At 66.2% G+C, this 25703-nt stretch carries 27 protein-coding genes, 1 tRNA gene and 1 pseudogene; 10 read left to right on the top strand and 19 right to left on the bottom strand.

The window, feature by feature from the left end; all coding sequences use genetic code 11:
- Positions 1-77: 77 nt before the first annotated feature.
- Entirely contained in the window at positions 78-1136 is a 1059-nt protein-coding gene (locus MJO54_RS05840) for a patatin-like phospholipase family protein (RefSeq protein WP_105295771.1), read from the top strand.
- Positions 1137-1193: 57 nt separating this feature from the next.
- On the opposite strand, the gene MJO54_RS05835 is transcribed toward MJO54_RS05840, so the two are convergent.
- The 7 genes from MJO54_RS05835 to MJO54_RS23820 form a co-directional block, all read right to left on the bottom strand.
- Positions 1194-2030, bottom strand: coding sequence for a patatin-like phospholipase family protein (locus tag MJO54_RS05835; RefSeq protein WP_064888825.1), 837 nt, complete (start codon positions 2028-2030; stop codon positions 1194-1196).
- Positions 2027-2902: a class II glutamine amidotransferase gene (locus tag MJO54_RS05830; RefSeq protein WP_105295772.1), complete on the bottom strand. Its 876-nt coding sequence runs from the start codon at positions 2900-2902 to the stop codon at positions 2027-2029. Before MJO54_RS05830 ends, MJO54_RS05835 begins: the two co-directional genes overlap by 4 nt.
- 8 nt (positions 2903-2910) lie before the next feature.
- The gene (locus tag MJO54_RS05825; protein WP_046285087.1) at positions 2911-3378 is read right to left on the bottom strand and encodes an SRPBCC family protein; all 468 of its coding nucleotides are present in this window, start codon (positions 3376-3378) and stop codon (positions 2911-2913) included.
- A 16-nt stretch (positions 3379-3394) separates the two neighbouring features.
- Positions 3395-4453, bottom strand: coding sequence for an NAD(P)H-dependent amine dehydrogenase family protein (locus MJO54_RS05820; RefSeq protein WP_105295773.1), 1059 nt, complete (start codon positions 4451-4453; stop codon positions 3395-3397).
- Positions 4453-6084, bottom strand: a complete 1632-nt coding sequence (locus MJO54_RS05815; protein ID WP_046285089.1) for a long-chain fatty acid--CoA ligase — start codon at positions 6082-6084, stop codon at positions 4453-4455. The genes MJO54_RS05820 and MJO54_RS05815 overlap by 1 nt, the downstream gene beginning before the upstream one ends.
- 41 nt (positions 6085-6125) lie before the next feature.
- Positions 6126-7163 carry a YncE family protein gene (locus MJO54_RS05810; protein WP_105295774.1) on the bottom strand — a complete coding sequence of 346 codons (1038 nt, stop codon included), beginning with the start codon at positions 7161-7163 and terminating at the stop codon, positions 6126-6128.
- Between the two features lie 465 nt (positions 7164-7628).
- Entirely contained in the window at positions 7629-7676 is a 48-nt protein-coding gene (locus tag MJO54_RS23820) for an excalibur calcium-binding domain-containing protein (protein ID WP_434006658.1), read from the bottom strand.
- 54 nt (positions 7677-7730) lie between these two features.
- On the opposite strand from MJO54_RS23820, the pseudogene MJO54_RS05800 reads away from it, so the two are divergent.
- The 4 genes and pseudogenes from MJO54_RS05800 to MJO54_RS05785 form a co-directional block, all read left to right on the top strand.
- Positions 7731-7949 (top strand): annotated as a pseudogene (locus MJO54_RS05800) (integrase core domain-containing protein); the annotation flags it as partial.
- 129 nt (positions 7950-8078) lie between these two features.
- Positions 8079-9440, top strand: coding sequence for a cation:dicarboxylate symporter family transporter (locus MJO54_RS05795; RefSeq protein WP_105295775.1), 1362 nt, complete (start codon positions 8079-8081; stop codon positions 9438-9440).
- A gap of 395 nt (positions 9441-9835) precedes the next feature.
- Positions 9836-10375 (top strand): hypothetical protein, encoded by a 540-nt coding sequence (locus MJO54_RS05790; RefSeq protein WP_240175759.1) that lies wholly within the window; start codon positions 9836-9838, stop codon positions 10373-10375.
- A complete protein-coding gene (locus MJO54_RS05785; RefSeq protein WP_240175758.1) occupies positions 10372-10746 on the top strand; it encodes a hypothetical protein in 375 nt (124 codons plus the stop codon). Before MJO54_RS05790 ends, MJO54_RS05785 begins: the two co-directional genes overlap by 4 nt.
- Here the strand turns inward: MJO54_RS05785 and MJO54_RS05780 are convergent.
- From MJO54_RS05780 to MJO54_RS05735, 10 genes are all read right to left on the bottom strand, one after another.
- A complete protein-coding gene (locus MJO54_RS05780) occupies positions 10743-12215 on the bottom strand; it encodes a tyrosine-type recombinase/integrase (protein ID WP_240175757.1) in 1473 nt (490 codons plus the stop codon). The genes MJO54_RS05785 and MJO54_RS05780 overlap by 4 nt on opposite strands.
- Positions 12216-12218: 3 nt before the next feature.
- Entirely contained in the window at positions 12219-12572 is a 354-nt protein-coding gene (locus MJO54_RS05775) for a helix-turn-helix domain-containing protein (RefSeq protein WP_240175756.1), read from the bottom strand.
- Positions 12569-12700 carry a hypothetical protein gene (locus MJO54_RS05770; protein WP_259602821.1) on the bottom strand — a complete coding sequence of 44 codons (132 nt, stop codon included), beginning with the start codon at positions 12698-12700 and terminating at the stop codon, positions 12569-12571. Before MJO54_RS05770 ends, MJO54_RS05775 begins: the two co-directional genes overlap by 4 nt.
- A gap of 62 nt (positions 12701-12762) precedes the next feature.
- Positions 12763-13443, bottom strand: coding sequence for a recombinase family protein (locus MJO54_RS05765; protein WP_240175754.1), 681 nt, complete (start codon positions 13441-13443; stop codon positions 12763-12765).
- Positions 13440-13700, bottom strand: a complete 261-nt coding sequence (locus tag MJO54_RS05760) for a hypothetical protein (protein ID WP_240175753.1) — start codon at positions 13698-13700, stop codon at positions 13440-13442. The genes MJO54_RS05765 and MJO54_RS05760 overlap by 4 nt, the downstream gene beginning before the upstream one ends.
- Before the next feature lie 101 nt (positions 13701-13801).
- Positions 13802-14509, bottom strand: coding sequence for a putative phage terminase small subunit (locus MJO54_RS05755; protein ID WP_240175752.1), 708 nt, complete (start codon positions 14507-14509; stop codon positions 13802-13804).
- Positions 14510-14895: 386 nt separating this feature from the next.
- Positions 14896-16086 carry an AAA family ATPase gene (locus tag MJO54_RS05750; protein ID WP_240175751.1) on the bottom strand — a complete coding sequence of 397 codons (1191 nt, stop codon included), beginning with the start codon at positions 16084-16086 and terminating at the stop codon, positions 14896-14898.
- Positions 16083-17114 carry a hypothetical protein gene (locus MJO54_RS05745; protein ID WP_240175750.1) on the bottom strand — a complete coding sequence of 344 codons (1032 nt, stop codon included), beginning with the start codon at positions 17112-17114 and terminating at the stop codon, positions 16083-16085. The genes MJO54_RS05750 and MJO54_RS05745 overlap by 4 nt, the downstream gene beginning before the upstream one ends.
- A 276-nt stretch (positions 17115-17390) precedes the next feature.
- Entirely contained in the window at positions 17391-17699 is a 309-nt protein-coding gene (locus tag MJO54_RS05740; protein WP_240175749.1) for a hypothetical protein, read from the bottom strand.
- Between the two features lie 844 nt (positions 17700-18543).
- Positions 18544-19320, bottom strand: coding sequence for a hypothetical protein (locus MJO54_RS05735; RefSeq protein WP_240175748.1), 777 nt, complete (start codon positions 19318-19320; stop codon positions 18544-18546).
- A gap of 477 nt (positions 19321-19797) precedes the next feature.
- Between MJO54_RS05735 and MJO54_RS05730 the strand changes: the two genes are divergently transcribed.
- Both MJO54_RS05730 and MJO54_RS05725 read left to right on the top strand, forming a co-directional pair.
- Entirely contained in the window at positions 19798-20922 is a 1125-nt protein-coding gene (locus MJO54_RS05730; protein ID WP_240175747.1) for a hypothetical protein, read from the top strand.
- A 546-nt stretch (positions 20923-21468) separates the two neighbouring features.
- On the top strand, positions 21469-21780 hold the full coding sequence (locus tag MJO54_RS05725) for a hypothetical protein (RefSeq protein WP_240175746.1): 312 nt from the start codon (positions 21469-21471) through the stop codon (positions 21778-21780).
- 194 nt (positions 21781-21974) lie between these two features.
- Here the strand turns inward: MJO54_RS05725 and MJO54_RS05720 are convergent.
- Both MJO54_RS05720 and MJO54_RS05715 read right to left on the bottom strand, forming a co-directional pair.
- A tRNA-Leu gene (locus MJO54_RS05720) sits at positions 21975-22048 on the bottom strand.
- Positions 22049-22112: 64 nt separating this feature from the next.
- On the bottom strand, positions 22113-22418 hold the full coding sequence (locus tag MJO54_RS05715) for a DUF732 domain-containing protein (RefSeq protein ID WP_105295776.1): 306 nt from the start codon (positions 22416-22418) through the stop codon (positions 22113-22115).
- Positions 22419-22900: 482 nt separating this feature from the next.
- On the opposite strand from MJO54_RS05715, the gene MJO54_RS05710 reads away from it, so the two are divergent.
- From MJO54_RS05710 to MJO54_RS05700, 3 genes are read left to right on the top strand one after another with little or no spacing between them, the layout of a single operon-like run.
- A complete protein-coding gene (locus MJO54_RS05710; protein WP_105295777.1) occupies positions 22901-23200 on the top strand; it encodes a PE family protein in 300 nt (99 codons plus the stop codon).
- A 9-nt stretch (positions 23201-23209) separates the two neighbouring features.
- A complete protein-coding gene (locus tag MJO54_RS05705) occupies positions 23210-24448 on the top strand; it encodes a PPE family protein (protein ID WP_046285094.1) in 1239 nt (412 codons plus the stop codon).
- Between the two features lie 8 nt (positions 24449-24456).
- Complete coding sequence (locus tag MJO54_RS05700; protein WP_105295778.1) at positions 24457-25701, top strand: PPE family protein; 1245 nt, start codon at positions 24457-24459, stop codon at positions 25699-25701.
- Positions 25702-25703 lie beyond the last annotated feature (2 nt).

The following is a 25703-nucleotide window of genomic DNA, read 5'->3' as shown; positions in this document are numbered from 1 at the left end:
CTGTTTCCTGTCGGTATTACGGTTGTAATCGCAATGACGGAAAGAACCGGCGGGGTACAGCCCGCAAAATGGTGGATATGACCTCTGCTGCGGAATCCCGCGCGCACCGGGCGCCCCGGGTGGCGCTGGTGCTGGGCAGCGGCGGTGCGCGCGGCTATGCCCACATCGGGGTGATCGCCGAGCTGCGCGACCGCGGCTACGACATCGTGGGGATCTCCGGATCGTCGATGGGTGCGCTGGTGGGCGGGCTGCAGGCTGCCGATCGACTCGATGATTTCGCCGAATGGGCCAAGTCGCTGACCCAGGGCGCGGTCCTGCGGCTGCTGGATCCGTCGTTCACCGCGGCAGGGGTGCTGCGAGCGGAGAAGATTCTCGATGTCGTCCGCGACATCTTGGGCGACATCGACATCGAAGAGCTGCCGATTCCCTATACCGCTGTGGCGACCGATCTGATCGCGGGCCGATCGGTGTGGCTGCAGCGCGGCCCGGTCGATACCGCCATCCGAGCCTCGATCGCCATCCCCGGCGTGATCGCACCGCACGTGGTCGATGGACGCCTGCTCGCTGACGGCGGCATCCTCGACCCGCTGCCGATGGCCCCGCTGAGCGCCGTCAACGCCGACCTGACCTTGGCCGTCAGCCTCAACGGCGGCGACCCGACTGCCGCCGGCCCTGCTGCCCAAGATTCCGAGCGGGACGTGCCGGCTGGCCGGTTGAATCGCATGTGGCGCAGTACCTCTGCGCTGCTGGACACCAGCGGAGCACGGTCTCTGCTGGACCGGCCGACGGCACGGGCGATCCTGGACCGGTTCAGCAGTGGCGAGTCCGAACCGGGCGGTTCAGCGAGTCTCGACGCAGGAGATGCGAAGCTGGGACCGCCGCATGGGCCGGGCGAGGACGAGGACGCCACTCCCGAGGTGGTGCCCAAGCTCGGCAGCTTCGAGGTAATGAACCGAACCATCGATATCGCCCAGGCAGCACTGGCCCGCCATCAGCTCGCGTCGCACCCGCCCGATCTGCTGATCGAGGTGCCTCGCGTGGCCTGCCGCAGCCTGGACTTCCACCGCGCCGCGGAGCTGATCGACGTGGGTCGCGAGCTTGCCGCCCGCGCTCTCGACGCCGCGAAATCGCTGTAGGCGCTAGCCCATGGCGACGACCCGCAGCGCCCGACTCCGTCGCGCTTGCGATCGTCGCTAGCCGTTAGCCAAGAACTCGGCGATGGCGCCGGCCTGCCGTCGGCCCTGTTCGCGGCCGGCGTGCGCCGACGGCAACCGGCAGGCCGGGTCGAGCGGATTGCCGCCGAAGGCGCGTATCGCGTCATCGTCGGCCAGCACCGCGCATACGCGACCGGCGAACGCCGCGATCTCCCCGTCGACGCCGCCACCGGTGGGCACCAGCAGCACCGCCTCGTCGCAATCGGCGGCCACATCGAGGTTGACCGTGCTGCGCACCCCGCCGTCCATGTAGCGCCGGGTGCCGAGCACCACCGGAGGCCAGGCACCCGGCACCGCACAACTGGCCGCCACCGCGTCGATGAGTTCCACCCCCGAGTCGCGGTCGAAGACCGTCAGCTCCCCGGTGTCGATGTCGATCGCGGTGATCCGCAGCGCGCGTTCCGGCCACTCGTGTGACGGCAGACGGTCGGCGATGATGCCCCGCCGCACCGGCGCGGCAACCGTCTGCGCCGCCAGGGCAACCGCGCCGATGCCTTGCAGTTTCTGCGCGGTGGTGGTGTTGGGCTCAGTGATCGCCGCCACGAACAGCTCGGTCAGCTCATCGGCACCCACACCGGGATCGATCTCAGAGCAGGTCTTCGAAACCTGACGGGCGAACAACTGCTCCAGGCTCAGCCCGCTGCCGATCTGGGCGGCCACCGCTGAGCCCGCCGACGTGCCCACCAGCACCGCGGATTCGAGAAGTTCGGTTGCGGTGTCGGGTGATTCGTCGGCGATGCCGCACAAGACGCCGGTCTCCCAGGCGATGCCCGCTACCCCACCGCCACCGAGCACCAGGGCGCGTTTGACTGTCATTTCGTTCCTTTCCAGGGGTGTTGAGCCTCCTGGGCTGCGGCGGTCAAGTCTTCTCGGCACAGTTGCCGAGCAGGAGCACCGGGGAAGGCCAGCTCGGTGGTGATCCTCAGCGCGGCGTCGACGTGCACCAATTCCCCGGGGGCGATCAACCGCCAGCGCGGGTCGGCGTCCATCGGCTCGCTGGCGAACACCACCGCCGGGCGGCCTCGCAGCTGCGCGGAGTGCGCCCGGATCCGCGAGGTCTGCAGATCCAGCCCGACCGGCGCGGATCCATCGCGACGGTCCAGCAGGTACAGCTCGTGAGTCTCCGGATAGCGCAGCGCCCACATGTCGGTGGCCGTGGCGAGCAGGATGTTGAGCGCATAGATCGGCACATTGGCGGCCAGCCAACCGACCGCGTCGCGCAGGCCGGCACCGACGTCTCCGTCACGCGCCCGGACGCAACCGGTGATCAGCGCAAAGATCCGCTCGGAATCGGTCTGTCCCCCAACCAGATCCGCGGTGCCGATCTCGCGAAGTCGTTCCTCGATGGTGTCGAGGCCACGCAGCACGCCGTTGTGCGCGAAGATCCGGCCGTCCTGCAGGAAGGGATGGGTGTTGGCGACGTCCCGTGCACCGGTGGTGGCGTAGCGCACATGCGCGACGAACGTCGTTCCAGTCAGTTCGTTTGCCTCGGTGGAGAATTCAGCATCCTGCCAGGCCGCTGTCGGCTCCTTGTACAGGTGCGGCACGCCGTTGGCGTCGAAGACGCCGATCCCGGTGCCGTCCGGGTTGCGTCTGCTCTGCTCGGCGAGGTTGTCCGGGGCGTCGAGCAGCCAGAACGTGGCGGTGACGGCGTCGGTGCCGGCGTGCAGCCCGAAAAGTCGGCACATCGGCGGACTCAGCCCTCCAGCAGGGTGGACAGTCGCGCCAACGCCTGGCGCGCGTAGCCCTTCCACAGCCAGCCCAGCACCGGCAGCAACGGCGCGCCCAGCCGCGACCGCGGGTGGATGACCCAACTCCAGGTGACCGTGGTGCCCGAACCAGCGGGGGCGAACTGCCAACGGCCCTCGACGTAGGCCACCAATGGCGCCATGGGCCCGGTGATGTCGGTGAGCCGGTATCCGAACGCCCGGGGCGGATCGATTTCGGTCAGCTCCTCGCGCATGCTGCCGCCACCGGTCAGCAGGACGGTGCGGGTCTGCCCGACGCTGCCCCACTCATCGGCCTGGTCCCGGACTTCTTTGATCGGCGGAATCGGCCCGTACCAGCGGCGGAAGAGCTCGGGCAGCGGCAATGGCAACGTTCCGGCGAACGCGTCAGCGACGGTCACACGGACCGTCCGAGACTGTTCGACAACCAGGGCCATCAGCCGAGGGTAGCGCTCAGCGCGCCAAGTGCGGAGCGGCCCGGCCCGTGGTGAGCGGCAGGTCGAAGAACCCGGCGATGCCCGGCGGGGCCGCGCAGGTCGCCGGGATGGCGTTGACGCAGTGCGCCGCGGTTGCCACCACGCCGGGGTTGCTGATCAACCCCTCTTCGACGGTTTCGGGCTGCCAGCCCTTGACGGTGACGAAGGTGTCGGGATTGCCCCGCACCTCCATCTCGTAGCGCTCGCCGGCCGGCCCGAAAGTCCATGGCGGGTCGAGGTTTTCCTCGCCCATCAGCCAGTTGACGGTGACCCGGACCACCACCTCGTCGCCGACGGTGGCTTCCCAGTGGAACCGCCGTCCCGCCACCTGGCCGGGTTCGATCGACCCGATCGGCGAAGCGATCGGCGCGGTGGCCACCGCCACCTCCTGCGAGGAACGAATTTCCTCGTCGGCAGCGAATCCCAGCTGGTCCACGCACAACCGCACCGATTGACGGAACCCGCCGTCGAGCAGTTTCTGCATCGGACCGCTCAACGCCTTATCCGGGGTCCCGCCGAAGCCCATCACGTGGCGCACCACATCCGGTGCGTCATAGGTGCGCAGGTCCGAATACTCTTCGCCGCGAATGAATGTCACACCGGTGGACATCACCGACAGCAGCAGCGGGAACAACTCGGTCGCCGCTCCCGGGCCGATTCCGGCACCGTGCAGAGTCACGTCACCCTCGCGCGCCGCGCCCTCCAGCGGGCCGGCCTCCTTCTCGGTCGGGTAGAACCAGCCGACCGGGGTGACCACGTTCTTGCCCGAACGCAGCAGCGCCGCAACCTCGTCGGGGTTGGGCAGCAGCGGCGCATAGATCACCGCGTCGGCATCCAATGCCAGGATCTCGTCGACGCTGTCAGTGGCCGTCACACCCACCGGTTCGGTGCCGATGATCTCCCCGATATCCTTGCCGCTCTTGGACTTCGAGTGGACCCAGCAGCCGACCAACTCCAGGTCGGGATGCTCGAGCACGCCCTTGATCGCGGCGACTCCCACCCCTCCGGTTGCCCATTGGATGACACGCAGGCTCATCAGTTATGCACCTCGCTCACTTGGTATTGCTCCTCGGCGTACCGGGCACGGATGGTCTTCTTGTCGTACTTGCCGACGCTGGTGCGCGGGATCGCCTCGACGAACGTCCAGCGCTCCGGCAGCCACCATCGAGCGACCTTGTCGGACAGGAAGGTTCGCAGTTCGGCGCCGCTGACGGAGGCACCGGTGCGGGTCACCACCACGGCCAGCGGCCGTTCCTGCCAGCGCTCGTCGGGCACCCCGACCACCGCGGCCTCGACGACGTCGGGGTGGGCGATCAGCTCGTTCTCCAGTTCCACCGAGGAGATCCACTCCCCGCCGGACTTGATAACGTCTTTGGCCCGGTCGGTCAGCGTGATGAAGCCCTGCGCGTCGATGCGGCCGACGTCACCGGTGCGCAGCCAGCCCGAGGAGAACTTGGACTCGTCCTGGCCGCGGTAGTAGGCGCCGGTGATCCATGCGCCGCGCACCTCCAGCTCGCCGACCGCCTCGCCGTCGTTGGGCAGCACCGCGTCCTCGTCGTCGACGATGCGGGTCTCGACCCCGCACACCGGCCGGCCCTGGGTGCCGCGCAGCGCCCAGTGCTGCTCGGGCGGGGTGCCCGGCGGCGGCCAAGCCATGGTGGCCATCGGCGAGGTCTCCGTCATGCCCCACAGCTGCCGCACCTGAACGTTGTGCCGCTGCTCGAACGCCTGCATCAGCGAAACCGGAACCGCCGAGCCACCACAGGCCGCCAGCCGCAACGACGAGATGTCATGGCCGGGTTCACGTTCCAGGTAGTGCATGACGTCGTTCCAGATGGTCGGCACCGCACCGGCCACGGTGGCCCGCTGCGATTCGATGAGGGCGACCAGCGACTTGGCGTCCAGATGCCGGTCTGGCATCGCCAGATCCGCGCCGGCCATCAGCGCCGAATACGGCAGGCCCCAGGCGTTGGCGTGGAACATCGGCACGATCGGCAGCACGCAGTCGATCGCGCCGATCCCGGTGCCGTTGGTTGTGCATCCCGCCATGGCGTGCAGGTAGCTGGACCGGTGGCTGTACACCACGCCCTTGGGGTTGCCGGTGGTGCCGCTGGTGTAGCACATGGCGGCCGCCGAGTTCTCGTCGATGACCGGCCAGTCGAACTCTTGCGCCTCGGCCGCCAGCAGTTCGGCGTAGCGCAGCACGGTCTTGCCGGAGGCTTCCAACGCCGCGACGTCACCGTCCCCGACGAGGATCACGGTGTGCACGGTTTCCAGTTCCGCCAGCACCGGCGCCAGTAGCTGCACCAGCGACCCATCGACCAGGATCACCCGGTCCTCGGCCTCGTTGGCGACGAAGACGATCTGCTCGGCGAACAGCCGGATGTTCAGCGTGTGCAGCACCGCGCCCATCGACGGCACCGCCAGGTAGGCGGCCAGGTGTTCGGTGTTGTTCCACATGAAGGTGGCCACCCGCTCGTCGCCGGTGATACCCAGACGCCGCAGGGCATTGGCCAGCTGGGCCACTTGCCGACCGAGTTCGCGATAGGTGGTGACCCGATATCCGTCGTCGGCCACGGTGGTGACGGTGCGATCACCGTGGACGGCGGTGACGTGGTTCAAGATGGCGCCGACCGTCAGCGGCCAGTGCTGCATGGTGCTGTGCATCGGCCTATTCGATCACGCCACCATTCCGAACGTGGCGTGGGTTACACCGCGGGTTCGAGTTGCAGCATGCGGGTGACGGCGTCGTCGAGCTCCAGCTGCTCGTGCAGCAACGCCGACGGGGCCGGCAGGTCGGCCAGCGACGCGATGGTCACCTTGCCGTCGAACCCGGCGATGTAGAGCCGGCTGCCGTCCGGGCTCTCCGCGGCGCAGGACGGCTCGGTGATGCCCGGCAGCGTGCCGAGAGGCTCGTTGGTGCGCGCACACAGCACTAGGACGGCTCCGTCGGTCACCAGGTAGACCCGCTGGCCGTCGCGCCCGGCGATCAGCTGGATCAGCTGGGCCTCCAGGACGCGGGTGGCGCTGACCGCGTGGGTGCGGGCGTCGACGAGGTGTACGCGGCTGCGACCGTCGGGGCCCGACGTCGCCACGTACAGGCGGGCACCGTCGGGGCTGACCGCGACGTCGATGATGCTCGCGCCGATCCGGATGGTGTCGAGGATGTTCAGGTCGCGGTCCAGCACGGTGACGATGTCACCGGTGGGCTGGCGGACCGCCGCGTACAGCCGTCGGCCGTCCGCGCTGATCCGCAGGCCGGCCGCTGCCGCCCCGGGGTGCCCGGACACCGCGGCGGATGCGGCGGGACGCATGGCCGCGTCGAGCGCGAGCACGTCGACGCCGGACGAGCCGGTACGGGTGAGGTAGACGCGGCTGCTGGTCGGGTCGGCGACCAGGTCGCCGATGTCCATCGCCACCGGGTAGCACCCGGCGACCTGCGCGGTGTCGACGTCGATTGCGAGCACGGCATCCAGCGCGGTCGAACCGGCGGTGACGTAGGCCCAGCCGGTGCCGGCGGGGCCGGCGGCGATCGAGAACGGCTCGTCGGCCTGGAAGACGGTGTTGACGATCTTGCAGCTGACGGTGTCGATGATGGAGACGGTGTCGTCGCCGTAGTTGGTGGCCAGCAGGCGCTGGCCGTCCGCGGTGACCGCGATGCCGCCGATCGGGCCGCGGTCCAGTGTCACGGTGTTCGCGACGCGGGAGGCAGCGTTGGCCAATCTATAAGCCGGCACGTCGTCCACATCGCTCCTATCAACCACTGTTCGCATCGCTTCGTTCGTATCGTCGTTCGTATCGTCACTGCCCTCGCGCCCCCGCGGCTGCCGCAGTGCGGCCGGATCGAGACCGGGATGGCCGGGGCGGGGCGTCCGGTCGATCCTAGCGGTGAATTCGAGGTAACAGGAAAATGACCGAATTATTGTGATCGACGTCGCAGACTAATCCCAACCGTCCCACGTCACACCGGGCAAAACCGCAGTTCAGAGCTGTTCAGCAACCGCTGCTACAGCTTCTGACCAGGCCTTATTGCCTCTCTAGACAACGGGCGATGCGCCCCGCGATAAATGTTGAATAAGAAATTAAGGACTCCCACCAGGAAATTCCGCACGTCCTGCCAAAGACTCTTGCAAATTCTCGGACTGGCGGGTATGAGCCGGACAAAGGTGCCGGTCAGGCGGTGAAGCGGGGCCGGCAGAAGACCCACAGACCTAGGATTCGCACGCCACACCATCGCCGTCGCGATCAAGTTCGTAGATGTCGCTGCCGACGACCGCGACGGGGCCTTGGACGTACGCCGGGCCGTTACCGCCCTTGCCATCGCCGGTATGTCCCCCTCAGTGGAACGTGCTGGGGACAGCTACGACGCCGTCGCCGCAACCATCAACGGCCTCTACAAGACCGAACTGATCAAAACCCGCGGCCCGTGGCGCACCATCGACCAAGTCGAAGTAGCCACCCCAGAATGGGCGGACTGGTTCAATCACCGCCGCATCAACAGCTACTGCGCCGACACACCACCGGCCGAGTAAGAAGCCCTTTACTACAGTCAGGTCCGAACCCAGCAAACTGCTGAGTTCTCAATCCCCTGAGCGTCCGGAAACGCCGGGGATTCAAGATGCTCGTTGCAGCGCAATCGACGTCAACTGGAGGTGGCACCGATGACCGTGTCTGCAGACTCGCGATCCGAGCCGTCGCCCCCACAGCGTCGCGACCGAACGCACTGGCTCTACATCGCAGTCATCGCGGCCGTCGTCGTCGGCATAGCGGTCGGGCTCGTGGCACCCGAGGTCGGCAAGAGCGTCGGGGTGCTCGGCACCATGTTCGTCAACCTCATCAAGATGATGATCGGCCCCATCATCTTCTGCACGATCGTGTTGGGGATCGGCTCGGTACGCAAGGCCACCACCGTAGGGAAGGTCGGCGGCCTGGCCTTCGTTTACTTCCTGGGCATGTCCACGGTCGCATTGGCCATCGGTCTGGTGGTCGGCAACCTGATTCACCCCGGCAGCGGCATGCACCTGGCCGAGAACTCGACAGGTAAAGGCGCCGAACTCGCGGAGAAGGCACGCAAGTCAGGCGGACTCATGGACTTCGTGCAGGGCATCATCCCCGAGACGCTCTTCTCATCGCTGACCGCCGGAAGCGTGCTTCAGGCACTGTTCGTGGCACTACTGGTCGGATTCGCGCTGCAGGGCATGGGCAGCTCCGGTGAACCGATCCTGCGTGGCATCGAGCACCTGCAGAAGCTCGTCTTCAAAGTGCTCATCATGATCCTGTGGTTGGCACCGATCGGCGCCTTCGGTGCGATCGCCAACGTCGTCGGACAAACCGGCTGGACCGCCGTCACCCAACTGCTGACGCTGATGCTGGGCTTCTATGTGACCTGCGCGCTCTTCGTGTTCGGCGTGCTCGGCGTTCTGCTGCGCGCGGTGTCGGGGGTGTCCATCTTCAAGCTGGTGCGGTACCTGGCCCGCGAGTACCTGCTGATCTTCTCGACCTCCTCGTCGGAATCGGCGCTGCCGCGTCTCATCGCCAAGATGGAGCACCTGGGCGTCGACCGAAGCACCGTCGGTGTCGTTGTGCCGACCGGGTATTCGTTCAACCTCGACGGCACCGCGATCTACCTGACCATGGCGGCGCTGTTCATCGCCGAGGCGCTGAGCGCCCCGATGTCCGTCGGGCAGCAGATCGGCCTGCTGGTGTTCATGATCGTCGCCTCCAAGGGCGCCGCCGGTGTGACGGGCGCCGGGTTGGCCACGTTGGCCGGCGGCCTGCAGGCCCACCGCTCCGATCTGCTCGACGGGGTCGGCCTGATCGTCGGGATCGACCGGTTCATGTCCGAGGCCCGGGCGGTGACCAATTTCTCCGGCAACGCCGTAGCAACCCTGCTGGTCGGCTCGTGGACACACACCGTGGACAAGGCAAAGGTCGATGCGGTGCTGCGTGGGCACGATCCGTTCGACGAGCTCACCATGGTCGACGACCACTCCTCGGCAATCGCGCAACCTGCGCGCGTCTAGCTCTGGTGGCACCAAGGGCTCCCCCCGGGTGAGCCCGGGCCATCAACCCGCTGACCAGCACAAACACCGTGCCCCCAGTCGGACTCGAACCGACACTGTGCGGATTTTAAGAACGGACGACCGGCTTATTGAGCGGGTCGGGTAACCCCTGGTAGATGGCCTGTCAGCTAACTCAAATAGCAACTGCACCTGCTGCTTTGACCCATTCAGCACACGGCTAGAGTACGACACGAGTACGGCTCGGGTACGGCCCCGATACGCCCGTGGCCGCCGGACTCTCGCCGGATTTTCGGTGTTAGCTAGGTTGCCGCACGGCGCACTGCCGCATTGCGGACCATCGGTCGGCGTTGCTTTGTAAACTGGCCAGTCGTTACGCACTACAGCAGGGGAGGCGTGTGTCCTGGCAGGAAGCCACGAAGCATGTCTTCGAGTGGGCGAATTTCTACCTGACGGTTCCCATCGGCGTTACCGGCTTCGGCTTCGCCTTCTACCAGATCGGTCAAGCCAAGACTGCGGCAGAGAACGCCGAGACGGCGGCGGAGGCCGCCAAGACCGCGGCTGAAAGTGCACGCGGCCAGTTCAAGACTACGTCTGTCGCCGTACTGCTCCCGCAGCTTCGCACGGTCGAGGAGGCGGTGGACCGGGCAATCCTAGATCAATCGCTGACCCTCTTGGCGCACCTGCTCCAAGACTGGCGATGGCACGCCAGCACTTGCCGCGAATATCTTGACGACGCCGTCGAAGCGGAGGCGGCTGCGATGAAAGATATTCAAGCATCAGTGATTGCCGCAACGAACCTAAAGCACAAGTTCCCTGGATTCGATGCCCAAACCGATTGGGCCAAGGAGACAAGCCGGATGCGGAAGACGATGGCTGAAGTGACATCGAATCTGGGTGCTCTATCCGCGCAGCAGACCGTGAAGGAGCCGAAGTGAGCATCGAGGACGACTACTACCATCAGCGCCTTCAGAACCTGATCGATGGGCTCGCCGCACGCACGCGTGCCGCGATAGAGGCTGATCACGACTTATGGGAACAGCCTGAACCCGATGTGTACGAACTGAATCTCACGAAAACGTCGATGCGAATTTTCTCCCGGGATCGCGACGGCCAAAAGCCCTACTACTTCGAGCTTTACGACGCCCATGGCAGCCTCGTAGACACGATTGAAGACAGCGGTTGGGGTCAACCTGTCAACCTGGAAAATCTGTATACCCTGGTCTCGCAGGGTGAAAAGCAAAAGGCTAGAGAGGCCGCACTCCAAGAAGCCCTAAACGAACTCGATATTTCCGAACCGCCGTTCTAATTCGCTTGCTTCGCAGCAAGATTCACCACCGGGGCCAGTCCCGTCGTAGGCAACGCGGGCAACGGGGCCGGGGTCGTCTTGTCGTCCTCGATCCAGTCGCCGTACGTGTCGAGGGTGACCGTGTGGGTTGCGTGCCCGAGCAACTGAGCCACCCGCATGTAGTGGACCGGGGTGACCAACCCGCCTGCTCCCGTCAGCCACAGGACCGCCGCCGTGTGCCGGAGGTCATGGACTCGTACCCCGCGTACCGCTGGGCGGGCCGGGGCTGTGGCGGTCGCAGCCCTAGCAGGCCGACTCGCGGGCAAACCGACTGCTTCCAGCGCGGGCTTCATGATCGTGTCGTAAAACGTCCCCATCGCCAACGGCTGTGACCAATCCAGCGGCACCGCGTACCGCTGTCCGGTCGCCCGGTACCCGCCGCCGTTCTTCCGGCTCGGCCACAGCGGCGCGGTCGGCTCGTTGGCGCGGGGGTGCTCCGCGAGGTAGGCCGCTATCTTCCCCGCGAGACCCGGCTCCAACCGCACCGTGCGTCGGCTGTTCTTGGTTTTCAGGGTGCCGATAACCCACTGGCCACCGCGCCGGAACTTAGCCCGCCGAACGCGCACGTTACCGTTGACCTGCGTCGGGTCGCCACTCGGCGCGAACACGATGTCACCGACCTCCAGCCCGCTCAGCTCGGCCGCACGTAAACCCGTGAGCGCCATGAACTCCACCATCAGCCCGTAGACCGGGTATGAAGGCAGCGCAGGGCCGATGTAGTCGGCGGGTGAGTGCCCACTGATCGCCGCCGCGAGCACGCCGACCTGCGTGAGGGTCAACGGGTGGTGCTCGAAACCCTCACGATCGCCAACCGCACCGTTGCCGCCGAAATCGATTGCGGCGGTGGGATTCTTGGGAACTGCACCGTGCTTCTCAGCGTACTTGAGTACACGCCGCAGCATGTCCCACGCGTGCTTCACCGTGCCAGGGCTCAGCGGCTCACCGTTTCCTTGGGTGCTGCTCCGCCGGACCAGGGCCGCGAGGAACGCCTCACAGCGCGCCGGGTTGATCCGTGCTACGGCGGTACTCCCCAACTCCGGCAACACATAGCATCGAAGCAAACGCGCATACTCGTCGGCGGTCGCCTGCTTCAACTTGCCCCGCGAAACTCTTGGAGCGAGGGTATCGAGCCAGGCCCGTGCGTAGTGGCCCAGCGGTAGGTCACCAGCCTTACGTTGTTCAGCCAGCGCCGCCGTGCCGGTGGTGTGTTTGGCGGCGTTAAGTTCATCACGCCGTGCTTCCGCCTCCTCACGCGTCGGGTAAGTCTCCTGCCAGGAGCGCATCTGCTTCGGGCCGTTGGGCCAGTTCGGGTTCGCCGGGATAGGCAACCCGAACTGGTCGATCACCTGCACCCGGTCCACTACGTCGTATGCGCGCACCGGCTTACCCTTGCGCTTCTGCTTGGTCTCTCGGACCCGTATGTAGGCCATTGGTCAATTCCCTTCGGTTGATTGGTCGGTGACGTGCCGCCAGGTGCGCCGGTGGACTACCGCGCTCATGGTCGGCTGGGTCACGCCGTAGATGTCCGCCAAGTCTTTGATGCACCAGCGCTCCGCCGCGTAGTCCGCGCGAATCTCCCGCACGTCGTCCTCGGTGAGCTTCGCGCGCCGGTCGGGCGCTCGCACCCGTGTCGGTTCCGGCGGGCCGTCCTGGCCGCTGCGTGGTTGCGGGGCGGGTTCGACCCCGGCGGGCCGAGCCGGGTTCGGCACCGGCGTAGGCGCGGCGTACGGGACGCCGAGTGCCGTCCGCCGAACCACCGCCCGCGAGCTACGACGCGGGGCTGTCACTCGGGCTCCAACTCGTCGGCGAGATGAAAGCTCAGGTTTTGCGGCTGGGGTGGCTCGTCGGGGTTGTACCGCAGGACATGCACCAGCCCGCCCTCACCGTCATCGAAGTGCTTCATAACCGTGCCCACCTGACCGGTGTACGGCTCGTGCGGAGTTAGCAGGCGAACTCGTGTGCCGACCGGGTAGACAATCATGCTGCTGCCCCGTCTCTGTTGGCGCGCTTGAGGATGTCGCTGACCGTCGTCGGGTACCACCGCACCCCGCCGCGTGGCGTGGGTATCCCGCGCTCGGTGAGCTGTCGGGCAATCATGTTGGCGCTCAAACCGTCGCGGGTGTGCATGTGCGTGATCTGCTCGGCCAGGGCGGGGGCTACCTCAACTGGCCGGCCCAGCGGCCTACCCGACTTCGTGCCGAACTTGCGTGCCTTGGCGAGACCTTCGCGGGTTCGCTCGCTGATCTTGCGACGTTCCTCAGCGGCTACCGCTATGCGGATGTCCGCGAGTAGGCGCTGGCTGGGGTCGCCGCTGTCGGCCTTATCGCAGTCCATCAGCCGCCAGGCGTTCCGCTCGGCGCGCTTGAACAGCTTCGCGGCGTCCTCCTGGTCGCGGGTCGCGCGGTCTAGCGCCCGCACCAGCAGCGCGTCGGCCACGCCCGACTCGATAGCCGCTATCGCAACTTCCCTGCCGTACATGCGATCTGATGCCGAACCGCTGACCACATCGCTCGTCACGGTCAGCAGCTCGTAGCCATGCGTGGCGCAGAAATGTTCCAGCGCTTGGTGTTGCGCGCCGAGGCCGTGGCCCGTGTCGCTCTGCTTGGCGGTAGACACCCGCACGTAGCCGACCACGCGCAGCGGCTTCGCCCCGGTCACCACTGCCCACCGCCCGCGACGTAGGGGTTTTGGGTCAGGCCGGTATCGGGGTCGGTGGCCGGTGCCCACTGCATGGCCGGCGGGTTGTACCGGCCATCGGGTTGCAACCCGACCGGCTGGCATGGGTCGCTCCATGAGCCCGCGTTACCGGTCGGGTCATACGCGCAGTACGGGAACGGCACCGGGTCCGCGTTGGCTACGCCCGGTGCTACCAAGGCAGCGCCCGCGATGGTTAGGGCGACGAGTAGTGGTCTCATCGGTCCTCCTTGTTTCGCCTAAACCGCCGAAACGGTCATTACGGCGTTTACGCTACGCCAGCGAACCGACAAATAGCCTCTGGCCTGCGGTTCTGCGCTGCTTAGCGCATTCGCCGGACCCGCCCCAAGCGAGCTGCTGCCCTGTTCGCGGCGGCGGCGTCGGCGGTCGCGTCCTCCAACGTCGCCAGCTCCCGCCCCGGCGGGCGTACATGGCCCGTAGCCGTTGCGTCGGGGCCGGTGGGGTCGTCGGGCCGGTCGGCGGGCGTTCGCCCACGAGGGCCACGATCCGTGGCGGTATCGACCACTTCCGCGTCGATCACCGCGAGGTCATCATCGGGCGCGGGCAGGGCGCGAGGCTCGTCGGGCAGCAGGCCTTGACGGGCTTGGGACTCCGCTTGCGTGATATGCGCGACCCCCACGATGTCGTTCATGACCTCTTCCCAAGCGGGCTTCGCCGAAACCTCAACGGTTGCGGTCGCCTTGCCCATTGCGCGGTCCAAGGCGTCGCGGATCGCCGCAAGGGCGACATGATCCGGCACGTCGCCGTCGAGCGCCATCCCCAAGAGCTTCTGCACGAGGGAGTCGCAGGATTGCTCTAAGCGCCTCTGCGCCTTGGCTTTAACTTGGGGCGCTGCGCCGCCATGGTGGTAGCAGACGTTCCCGCCGAGCATGGGTGGGCGTTTGCATGGCTCGCCGGTGCGCGAGCTTCTAGCAGTACACCGCATCGCGCCGGTTTTGAAGTCCGTGGTCGCTTCGCGGCTGTCCTTGGGCGCCATGGATGGGTTACGGCTGCTATTGGTTTCTTTCATCGTTCGCTCTCTCTTCTCATCGGGTACCGGGTCGGGTGTAGTCCACAGGCCGGGGCGGCGCGTTCGGGTTCCGGCGCGGCCGGGTCAAGTGCCCGCGCCGGTTAATCCGGTTGGGCTGCAGCCAATACGGCGTTTCGACGGGCGTGTAGATGTTCATGGGGTTCTCCGCGTGGCGACGGAAATTTCATGTCGACCTGTAGCCCCCTTGAAAGATGTTTCCCCCCTAAAGGGCGGAAACAACGTCTTTCCGAAGTTTCCCGAAACTCGGAAAATTCGGAAACATACTGTGTTACATGGCCTCTCGGGATCTAGTAAGCCCCGCCCCCGACCCCTCCTTGGGCGGAAATTTCGGAAACATGTCAGTGACCAGCGCATTTGAAGTTTCCTCATGACGCCTCGCCCTCGCCTGTTTTCCGGCTCAGGTTCACGCTGAACCGCCATTCAGGCCTGCCGTCGCCGGGCACATGGAGGACTTCGCGCCCCTTACCCGCCACCGTTTTCACATACTGTTTCTGGTCGATCGCGTACTTGTAGAATCGGTCGTACCTCGCCTTGCCGCGACCGCCCAACTCCCACCCCAAAGCGGCGTACAGCGCACCCTTGTTCGGCTTTTCGTCAGCCGCGTCCGCGCGCAGCACCTCATCGCGCATCCGCTCGGCTTGGCGTTCTGCCTCGGCGTCGATCCGCCCTCCGCCGCCGGTAACACACAACCGTCGTGTCGTCGGGTGGTAGCCAACCTCAAACTCGTGTACGTCCACGTCGCGACCAAAAGCACTGAGGTATCGCTTGGAGTCAACAGGCGCGTCGGTGTGGCTGCCGTCGCCCACGTTGTACCGATAGGTCAAGTTCACGTCGGGCTTGTCCATCATCGCGCTCGCCCCGCGTGCGCGGTTGCCGCCGTCCTCCGAGTAGCCGGTGTGGTGCGCGATCAAGACGCCCCGCAGACCGGCCTGTAACACCACGTGCTCTAGCCGCGCCCACCACCGCAAGTAGGCCGCGTTCGGGTCACCGCCGCTGGGCTGGTCGTAGAAAGATCCCAAGGGGTCCATGATCAGAACGCTGATCCCGGTGTCCCGCAGCCAGCGCACGACCCACTCGGCGGCAGCATCGTTCGTCAGGTCCAGCCGACCATCCTCCCGACCGTGGTACGGCACTAACCGCTTCAGCCCATCGTCGGGCAGAGCCATATCCGCCAGCCACCGGTTGAACTGGCCCTTCGTCAGCTCCATGTTCAAGTAGCCCACGCGGCAATCAGATTCGACCGCCACCTCAAACCGCCCAAGGAACGGTTCGCCGGTCACCAGCGATGCCGCGGCATTCATCAACAGCGTGGTCTTACCGGACTTCTTCTGTGCGTTGACCTGGGCGATCCCGGACCACAGATCGCCGAAAATCCAGTCAACGTCGGGCGGTTCATGGGCAAGCTGCTCATACGCCGACGCCGGGTAGGGCGGCGCAGACCATGCTTGAGCAGCTTCCAGTCGCCTTGCCTCGGCGTGCGCGGCTTGGGCTAGTCGCTCGGCGCGTAGAAAGGCGGCAAACTCGTCATCTTGTCTCGGGTCCCATTCGGCGCTCACACGCACCGTCCTCGGATCGGACGGCGCGGTCTGGCAGGTCGGCGGGGATGTCGTCCCCTTACACGGGGTGCCGTTCGGCCTCGCGCTTTCGCCACCGCTCCGACGACCGCCGACTCAATCTCGCGCACCGCTGTCGCCAGCGGTCGGGCATCGCCGGCCATTTCCCCACACGCGCGGGCTTCCATCACTTCCAGGTAGGCGCTGCCGATATTGTTGAGCGCCAAAACCAGGCCCGCCCGGCCTTCTTGGGCGCAGTAGACCGCATGAAGCACCTTGGCGACCATGGTCCTATGTGCTCCGCCATCGCCGTCCGCGATCACCCGCACCAGCTGTGCCGTGTCCAGGTACATGCCCAGCGCTCGGTTCGGCGAGAGTTGCTGTAGGTCGGCTACCGGAAGTTCCGCGCCGGGTTGTCGCGTTACCCATTCGGTTGCCTCGCCCCAGCTCGTCTCCACCGTCGCATCAGTCGGGCGTACCGCCGCCAGTGGCCGCACCCCGTCGCGATCTAGCCGGTCCACCAAGCCGCGCAGGGCCACCGGCCCGCCTGCGTACAGCCGGGTACGTACCGGCACCGGTTCGTCGGGGTTCTTCCAGTTCACCGAGCCGGGGCACCGCAGAACCCGGTCCAGGTTGAACACGCCGTCGATGGTTCGGGCATTCTGCGCGCCATCCGGCGACCACATCGCACTGCGCGCGGCCTCCTGGGCGACCGCACCGAAGCGCCACCAGATCTCGCGGAGCTCATCGCGGCTTCGGTCGCGGTCGATGACGTTGCTGTCGCCGCGTGGTGATCCGACACGCCAGATCGGCTGTAGCCCGTGGCCGCTTTCGATCAGGGCCACCGGAGATGCGCCCAGGTAGTCGGCGAGAGTCCGTGCCGCGGTGCCGCATTGGTCGAGTGTGTCGAGGCTTTTGCCCGGTTTGACATCAAAGTCGGCGAACAGCGCCCGCACGCGGGTGATGTCACCTTCACCGCCCTTGCGTCCCTGTCGCACATGCCGCCCAACAGGGTTCACACCAAACCACACGTCGCGGTCCTGCGCTGGACGCCAGCCGGCCAAGTCGCCTACCGCAGATAGTCGTGACCTGAACGGCTCGCCTGGGAGACGGGTGCATATCGGAACCCGTTCGCGGGCAGTGAATCCGAGTGCAGTAAGCACGTCATACGCTGTGTATTCGCCATCGCTGGCGGGGTCTTGGCGGGTGGCGGGCTCAGGTATCATCGGGTACGCCTGTCTTGATCCTTCAGGTTCGTTTGTTCGGTGTCCCCGGTGCGCCCGCCAAAGTGTGCCGGGGATTTCGATTTACTCGGCTGCATGGGATTTCGCTGCGCGGCCCGCGTGGACGCCCGTGAATATGCTCGGTTCAGGACTCTTGCACGACTCAATCCACGCGTCACCGTCGCGCTTGGAAAACCAGTTCTTGCAACCGATTTGCGTAGGTGTGATTTCTCGCCGCAGTACGGCGTACTTCACGCTATTACGGCTGACGCTGACTAATCCGCGCTCGTAGCGCAGGTACTCGAATAGCTGCTGCTCGGTGAGCACCGGGTCATCGTGTTTCATTTGAACGTTTCGCTCTTTCAATTGAAGTTGAAAGAGCCCGCCCGCCAAGACTTAACGCTCACCGGCCCGCATAGAGCCGGTCCGAACTCCGATACTACTTGAACCGTCGCCGCGCCGCTGACCTTTAGACCGGCGAACTCGACAGCGGCGAAACCGGTTTAGGACGTCACCACGGTGCCCACAGGCTCAATCTGACTTGCGTCAGGCCATTCCGATCGTGGTGCTGCACCATCTCAATCAGCTTGTCTGTGAGCGCCGCGGTGTCAGCGTAGGCACCCATCTTGGTAACAAGCCAGATGCCATTCACCCTGTTCGCGCTGAGGCTCCGGGGAGGTTCGTCCCTGTAGGCCCACTCGAATCGCTCGCCGGGGCCTAACCGATCCTCAACGGTTGGTGCACGTCCGTTCCTGATCATTGTTGTCATCTTGATCTTCCTTTCCTCATGCCCACGGACCCATTCCACGGGCGTCCCATAACACCTACGCCATCTCGAAACAGTTTGCAAGGCAATCTAGTTTCGGTCCACTCTGGCCTAATATGTACTGCTGCAACAGAATTCCTATTGGTCGGTACAGTCCGGACTGGGCCGAACCGGGCCACCAGTCCGAGTGGCCGCAGAGAGGGTTTTCGCCAGAGCGAGCAAACGTGGGCCGAACCGGGCCAAACGGCAATGGCTCACCGGCGAGACGAGAACGCCATTCCGCGTCCCTGGCTGCCACGCACGGACTCGCACCTGTCGCCGGGTCCAGCCCCCCCATGGAGAAGAACGCCGCGACTCGCTACCGTTTTTCCCCTTGCCTTAGGGTGCCTGTTCGGTGTACAGGAGACGACCCGCACCACCCCGGCTCATCCGGTCGTCAGTCCGGTTGCGCACAGGCCACGGGACCGACCCCTACAGTCGCCGCCGCAGCCATCGCCGGATCGCGGCCCGCCACCTCATCCGCATCCGCCGGGGTTCAGTACGCGCGGGTGGTGCTGGGGTCGTCGGCTTAATCGCCAGGCGGTCATGGACCTCCATGAGGGCGATCTGCAAGTTGGTGCTTGCCGTCGTGCCGGCCGAGTCCTCACAGTTCCGGCAACACCGGAACAGCAACACCAACGCCCCCCGGTCCACCGGCAGTAACCGCGTCGGCCCACCGCACGCCTTGGCGATGTGCAGATTGCACCGCAAGTCGCAATCGCCATCGCACCCGTGCTCCGCGCAGTCGTGGTAGTCCAGCATCTCGACGTCGTGCCCTAACATGCCCGCCGTGTAGCCAACGGTTCCCCACCGCCGGCCAGGCGCGTCACGCCACCGCTCGCGCACGATGTCCACGTGGTTGCTGTCGACGCGCCAAATACGCACTACGCCTTGCTCAGCGGGGGCGTCGGGGTTGTAGTCGCCGCGTAGGCCGTCGCCGGTATCCCAGTGCAGCTCACCGCTGGCGGCTCGTCGGTGGTAATCGGCTGCTGCGGCATCAGCGCACTCGGCCAAGGCGGGTGCCCGCGCCGGATCGAACAGCACGCCGCCATCGCTGCCCCGGTCGCCCCATACCCTTTCGATGATCTGTTCGGCCCGGTCAGTCGCCCGTACTTGTGTGTTGGCGTTGGGGCTCATGGGCCGCAGGGCGGTGAGGCCGGGAAACTTCGCCGTCAGGTAGTCGCGGCGGGCGCGGTCAATTGTGCTCATGCGGTTGCCTCCGTGGTGAGTGACATGATCCAGTCGAATAGGGCTTGGGTTGAGAAGACTAAAGCGCCACCAATTTTGGTCGCCGGTATCTCGCCCCTGGCGGTTGCGGAGCGCACATAGTTCAGCCGCACCGGTACCCCCAAGACATCATTGAGCCAGGTGTACGCCCCAGCTCGGCCCCGGATCGTCGGGACGGTCGATAACACGACCCCGGGCGGTGGTTGGTGTTTGATGGGCGCTCGCGCCATGTGATCCTCCGTTGCAATCAGCGTCGGTAGTGCGGCGGTATATCACGCCGCCGCAACGCTATTCAGCGTTACCGTCGAGCCTAGCCGCGACCCGCCCCGGCTCGCCGAAGTTATGACGGCGTCGGCCACCGTCCGCCGACCGTCGCTCAGTGGCCCGGTAATCGGCTCTCGCGCAACGTGGTACTGGCGTAGCGTTCGGCCCGACCACCGACAGCTTCAGGAGGCCGCGATGGCTAAGGGCATTTCAACAGCGGGCGATGTTCTCGTTAATCAGACGGCCGACGGTGTTGACCTCAATGACATCTGGGCCGAAGTGCAGCAGGTTCTTGAGCTGTGGAACGCCGAACGGTCGAGCATCGCCAACCTGTTGTGCTACCGCACGATCAACGTAGCTGATGCGATCCCGCAGAGCATCAGCAGTGATTCGTTTGAAGAAGCCACCGAGTTTGGCGTGCCCCGCGCGATCCGCCCGCCGAGCGATGTTCTGAAACTTGGATACTCATTCAAGGACTACGACATCAGCTTGCGCGCAACATGGAAATTCCTTCGAGAGGCTACGGCGGAGCAAGTTCAGGCGCAGGTCACCAGGGTGTTTGAGGCAGACAACAAGCTCACAAACGGGACTGTGCTTAACCGTCTATTCGACCCGGCGACCGCGCCCAATGAGTGGGGCCACACCTGCTACGGCCTGTGGAACGCTGACGGCATGGCGCCCCCGCCGTATCTGGGCCAGACGTTCGATGGCACCCACTCCCACTACCTCACCAGCGGTTCAACAGTCTTGGACGCGGCCGATGCCGAGAATCTGATTCGCCACGTGCAGGAGCACGGCTACGGCGTGCCTGGTACCTCAAATAGCGCAACGCTTTTGCTGATGATGAACCCGTTGGACGTTGAGGATGCCGCGGTGACCTCGTGGCGGGCCGGAGTCGAGTACCGCACAGGCGCGCCTTTGCCGAAGCACGACTTCATCCCCAGCGCTCTGATGCCTGCGTGGATCTCCAACGAGACGGTCCACGGCCCAATCCCCAACGCCGAGTTCAACGGTCTCCAGGTGTGGGGTTCATACGGGTCCGCTTTGCTGATCCAGAGCAACTACGTGCCGAAGGGCTATGTGGCCCTGGTGGCGACCGGCGGGCCGGGTAGCGAAGCCAACCCGGTAGGCTTCCGCGAACACATCAACCCGGCGTACCAAGGACTTCGACACATCCCTGGCCATTGGGTCGGCTATCCGCTGCAAGATTCATTCTTCGCCCGTGGATTCGGTGTTGGCACTCGTCATCGCGGAGCCGCCGTGGTCTGTCAGATCACGGCCAATGCCAGTTACACCGCGCCGACGACGATTGCGACGTAACCGTGGCCGGTGTTCATGCCCCCGAGCCTTGGCGGGAACCGCCGCCCAGGAAAAAGCAGTTCTACGCCAGCTCACGCGACCCGCTCACCGGCCAAGCCGAAACCGGCGACACGGAGATGTCGTGGGGCGAGGGTCTGGTAGCGCCACATGCGAACGGGCTACCGCCGTCGCGCGGCGGCCAGTACATGCCGAAGTGTCCACCGGTGGAACTGCACGGGCTATCCCTCACTCCCCGGCAGAAACGCCGGCCACCCAACGAGGCACGCGGCTATCCCGGCGACCCCGTGGCGCGGTAGCCGCGCGGTGGCCATGCGCACCGGGTAGCCCACGGTCGCCGGGTTCACCCGGCTACGGCCAGATGAGGCCGCGAATCAGCGGCCTCCTAGACGCAACCGGGGCGGGTTAGCGCCTGCGCCCGCCCCCGCCCCGGTTGTACCCACAGACCGGGGTTGGAGGTTTTGCTCCTGCCGGGACGACCGATTTGCTTAGATCGCGCTAGACCCGCCGGGGCGCGGGGCGAATCAACTCGGAGCAATGGAGGTCAGGGTGAAGATCGCCAGACTCTTCGCAGCAGCGGCGGTCGCCGCAACGACGGTGTTTCTCTTTGTCGGAACCGCACACGCGGACCCGTCTCAGAAGCCCAACCTCACGACGGGCGACTGCCCCGGCGGCAAAGGCGGCATCCTCGCCGTCGCCTGGTGCAACGGTGAGAAGTTCCCGGACGGCAGCTATTGGCACAACGTGGCGATGACCGGTGGCACCTTCGCCACCCCGCGTTTCGAGATGAACTGCGTCATTGACGACGCGTTCCCCAGCGGAACGCTCGCGCCGCCTGGCGGCTGCGGCGGCGCGGTCTAACCGCCCGCCTGCACCCCGGCCTCACCCCGGCGTCCAGGGGCATATTCGGGCCGAACTCGGGGCGTACCCGTACCTCAGTACTCGAATTAGCTACGGCGCGGCCTTGTAGCCCACTGGCCGGACTCTCGCCGGATTTCCTGTGGGCAACTAGCTCATCTAGCTTCGAGAAAAGCCATCTACCAGCACAAACGCCGTGCCCCCAGTCGGACTCGAACCGACACTGTGCGGATTTTAAGTCCGCTGCCTCTGCCAATTGGGCTATGGGGGCTCGCGGCGAATCTAACGCGACGGCCTCGCCAGCGCCCTACCGGCACTCCGAAAAGGTGAAGAAATCAGGCGTGCTCGGGGCAGTAGTTCTGCGCGGCGATCCGCGCGAACTCCGCGGCACGCTGCAGCGTGAAGCCGGGGTTGGTGGTCTGTACTGCGACCACGGTGTCCATCGGGGTGAGCCCGGCGTCCATCAGCTGGCACACCGAGTGGCCGGCCGAGATGGCGACCTGGTCGGAGCCCTTGTGGCTCAGACCGGCCCCGGTCAGCTGGGTGAGGAAGGCGGCGTCGCTGCCGACCGGCTCTGCGTGCGCCGGGGCCGCCAGACCGACCAGGGCGGTGAGGCCCGCTAGCAGCAGAAACCGATTCATAGCTCGTAGTGTGCTGAGCATTCGTTAATAGCGTGTTACGCACCGTTTACTCCCCCGGATCTGGATGTTAAATCCGCGTTACCGCCCCCTCACCGCCCCGAAACGAGCGGCCGGCGCGGTGAAGCGAGGCGGACTAAAAATGTTGTCCATCAAGCCAATTGACAGCCAGCCAGGCGGGGCCGAAATGGCCGCGCCCACGCCCAGGACGTCACTGTGAGCTGGACCACGCCACTGCGACGCGAAAGCCCTTCGGCGAACGCCCAATCCCGCCACGCACGGCTTTTGCATCCAAGCCGTCGTTCGGCCGCCGACCCATGAAATCGTGACGCCCCGCACACCGCGAATGCACCTCCACTGAGGTGCATGTAAAGAGTTCCGACACCGCGGTTAAGAAGCGGTTAACCAGCTTTCACAATCGGCCAGTCATACGCCACGGTGGTGCCAGGAGCCGGTTAGTCACCGGGCGCCGTAAGGAGAAACCCATGTCTTTCGTGACCACCCAGCCGGAGGCACTGGCGTCAGCGGCCAGCACCCTGCAGGCGATCGGCGCGGCGCTCAACGCGCAAAGCGCCGCGGCATCCGCCCCGACCACCGGCGTCATGCCCGCGGCCGCCGACGAGGTCTCGGCACTGACCGCCGCGCAGTTCGCCGCGCACGCCGGCCTCTACCAGACGGTCGCCGCGCAGGCCTCGGCCATTCACGACATGTTCGTGGCCACGCTCAAGACCAGTTCCGCGTCGTACGCGGCCACCGAGGCCGCGAACGCGGCGGCGGCGGGTTAGGCGGAGATCATGTGGGATTACGGAGCATTGCCCCCCGAGATCAACTCCGGGCGGATCTACAGCGGACCGGGCTCGACCCCGATGATGACCGCCGCGGCGGCCTGGCGCGCACTGGCCGCCGAACTGACCGCGGCCGCCCACTCCTACGAGACGGTGATCACCGAGCTGTCCGGCGAGGAATGGCTCGGCCCGGCTTCATCATCGATGGCCGCGGCCGCGGCGCCCTACATCGCCTGGATGAACAACACCGCCGCGCTGGCCGAGCAGGCCGCAGTCCAGGCCACCTCCGCCGCCGCCGCATTTGAGACCGCTCGGGCGGCCACGGTGCCCCCGGCGGCGGTCACCACCAACCGGGTGCAGCAGGCGGCGCTGGTCGCCACCAACATCCTCGGCATCAACACCCCGGCGATCGCAGCTCTCGACGCCCACTACGCGCAGATGTGGGCCCAAGACGCCGCGGCCATGTACGGCTACGCCAGCGGCTCGGCCGCCGCGACCCAAGTCACCCCGTTCAACGAGCCGGCCCAGAACACCAACCCGGCCGGGTTGGCCAACCAGGGTGCTGCGGTCAGTCAGGCCGGCGGCTCCAGCACCGCCAACAGCACCGCGCAGACGGCGCAGATGATTTCGTCGCTGCCGAACGCCCTGCAGAGCATGGCCTCCCCGGCGGCATCGACCGACTGGCTCGAGCAGATCATCGAGTTCCTCTACAACGACCCGGTGAACGGCTGGGCGTACATGTTCGGCACCCCGGTTTACAACCTGTTCAACACCGCGGGCACCGGAGCGGCCTACATCCCGTCCGCGCTGCTGCCAAGCCTTATCGGTAACTTGACCGGCGGCGGGTTTACCTCCGCCACCGGCAGCGCGCTCGGAGGTGGCCTGGGGGCGGCGTTGAGCCCCGGTGGTGCACTCGGTGCCCTTGGTGCGCTCGGCGGCGGCCTGTCCAGCGGCGTCAGCAGCGCGTTCGGGGTCAGCGCGGTCACCCCGGCCGTCACCGCCGGGATGGGGAAGGCCTCCCTGGTGGGGACATCGTTCTCGGCGCCGGCGAGCTGGGCGGCAGCCACCCCGGGCGCTGCGGCGCTGACCAGCGGCCCCGGCGGTTGGGCGGTCCCCACCGAGACCCACAACAACATGGCCTCCATGCCTCCTCCGGTGCCGACCGGCGTCGGGCAGCGCGGCATGAACTACGGCACGCCGCGTTACGGGTTCCGGCCCAAATTCATGCCCAAGCCGATGGTGGTCTAGGAGCAACCATGATCGACTACGCACTGCTGTCGCCGGAGATCAACTCCGGGCGTCTGTACGCCGGTCCCGGCTCCACGCCGATGATGACGGTCGCCTCCGCCTGGCGCGGACTGGCCGCCGAAATCTCCTCGGCGTTGACGTCGTACGAAACGACGATCACCCAACTCGTCGACGAGGAGTGGATGGGCCCGGCATCGGCCTCGATGTCGGCGGCCACCAAGCCGTATCTGGCGTGGATGGCCGACACCGCGGCCAAGGCCGAGGAGGCGGCCACCCAGGCCACCGCCGCAGCGGCCGCGTTCGAGGCGGCGCACGCGGCAACCCCTCCCCCGGCGGTGATCGCCGCCAATCGCGCCCAGCAGAAGCAACTGGTGGCAACCAACGTCGTCGGCCAGAACTCGGCCGCCATCATGGCAAGCGACGCACAGTATTTCGAGATGTGGGCGCAGGCCACCGATGTCATGTACAGCTACGCCGCGTCCTCGGCGACGGCGACCAAGGTGACACCGTTCAGCGAGCCCAACCAGACCACCAACCCGGACGGGACGGCCAACCAGGCCGCCGCGGTCGGGCAGGCCACCGGCAACACCGCCGCCAACAACAGCGCGCAGGCCGCGCAGGCGATTTCGTCGCTGCCCAACACGCTTCAGACGCTGACCTCGCCTGGTACCGCTGACGCCGGTCTGCCCCCGCCCACGCTCGCCGGACTGCTCGAAGCCATCGGCCGAAACGCCTCGATCAACGGTGTGGTGTCGCTGATGACTTACCCGCTCAACGGCACGATGAGCCTTACGGGAACCTCCGCGGCATTCATCCCCGCAAGTTTGATTCCGACCATGACCACGTTCTTCTCCGGTGGCGGTTTCAACGCCCTCGGCGGTGGTACCGCCGGTGCCGGCATCGGCGCCCTGCTGGCCCCGGGTGGCCCGTTGAGCAGCCTGGGCGCGCTGGGCGGCGCGTCCGCATTCACCGCGAGCGCACCGTCTGTGTCGGCCGGCGTGGGTCAGGCCACCTTGGTCGGCGAGCTGTCCACGCCACCGACGTGGGCCGCAGCGGCGCCCGCCGCCAGTGCCGTCGATACGGCCAATGCCTTGCAGGGCAGCAGCTGGGCAGCCGCCCCCGAAGAGATCGAGTCGATGGCGGCCATGCCCGGCGGGATGCCGATGGGCGCAGAACGCGGCGGCTTCGGTCTGAGCACCCCGCGCTACGGTTTCAAGCCGACCGTCATGGCCCGCCCGGTAGTTGCCGGATAAAC

Source organism: Mycolicibacter virginiensis (assembly GCF_022374935.2).
GTDB lineage: Bacteria > Actinomycetota > Actinomycetes > Mycobacteriales > Mycobacteriaceae > Mycobacterium > Mycobacterium virginiense.
This window is presented reverse-complemented; position numbering and strand designations above follow the sequence as displayed.

What these genes read in the sequence shown, in the direction of transcription:
- MJO54_RS05755 (WP_240175752.1), bottom strand. Translation starts at nt 14,509, where the DNA reads ATGAAAGAAACCAATAGCAGCCGTAACCCATCCATGGCGCCCAAGGAC.
- MJO54_RS05700 (WP_105295778.1), top strand. Translation starts at nt 24,457, where the DNA reads ATGATCGACTACGCACTGCTGTCGCCGGAGATCAACTCCGGGCGTCTG.
- MJO54_RS05715 (WP_105295776.1), bottom strand. Translation starts at nt 22,418, where the DNA reads ATGAATCGGTTTCTGCTGCTAGCGGGCCTCACCGCCCTGGTCGGTCTG.
- MJO54_RS05820 (WP_105295773.1), bottom strand. Translation starts at nt 4,453, where the DNA reads ATGAGCCTGCGTGTCATCCAATGGGCAACCGGAGGGGTGGGAGTCGCC.
- MJO54_RS05825 (WP_046285087.1), bottom strand. Translation starts at nt 3,378, where the DNA reads ATGGCCCTGGTTGTCGAACAGTCTCGGACGGTCCGTGTGACCGTCGCT.
- MJO54_RS05760 (WP_240175753.1), bottom strand. Translation starts at nt 13,700, where the DNA reads ATGAGACCACTACTCGTCGCCCTAACCATCGCGGGCGCTGCCTTGGTA.
- MJO54_RS05730 (WP_240175747.1), top strand. Translation starts at nt 19,798, where the DNA reads ATGGCTAAGGGCATTTCAACAGCGGGCGATGTTCTCGTTAATCAGACG.
- MJO54_RS05815 (WP_046285089.1), bottom strand. Translation starts at nt 6,084, where the DNA reads ATGCACAGCACCATGCAGCACTGGCCGCTGACGGTCGGCGCCATCTTG.
- MJO54_RS05780 (WP_240175757.1), bottom strand. Translation starts at nt 12,215, where the DNA reads ATGGCCTACATACGGGTCCGAGAGACCAAGCAGAAGCGCAAGGGTAAG.
- MJO54_RS05795 (WP_105295775.1), top strand. Translation starts at nt 8,079, where the DNA reads ATGACCGTGTCTGCAGACTCGCGATCCGAGCCGTCGCCCCCACAGCGT.
- MJO54_RS05735 (WP_240175748.1), bottom strand. Translation starts at nt 19,320, where the DNA reads ATGAGCACAATTGACCGCGCCCGCCGCGACTACCTGACGGCGAAGTTT.
- MJO54_RS05830 (WP_105295772.1), bottom strand. Translation starts at nt 2,902, where the DNA reads ATGTGCCGACTTTTCGGGCTGCACGCCGGCACCGACGCCGTCACCGCC.
- MJO54_RS05835 (WP_064888825.1), bottom strand. Translation starts at nt 2,030, where the DNA reads ATGACAGTCAAACGCGCCCTGGTGCTCGGTGGCGGTGGGGTAGCGGGC.
- MJO54_RS05705 (WP_046285094.1), top strand. Translation starts at nt 23,210, where the DNA reads ATGTGGGATTACGGAGCATTGCCCCCCGAGATCAACTCCGGGCGGATC.
- MJO54_RS05840 (WP_105295771.1), top strand. Translation starts at nt 78, where the DNA reads ATGACCTCTGCTGCGGAATCCCGCGCGCACCGGGCGCCCCGGGTGGCG.
- MJO54_RS05710 (WP_105295777.1), top strand. Translation starts at nt 22,901, where the DNA reads ATGTCTTTCGTGACCACCCAGCCGGAGGCACTGGCGTCAGCGGCCAGC.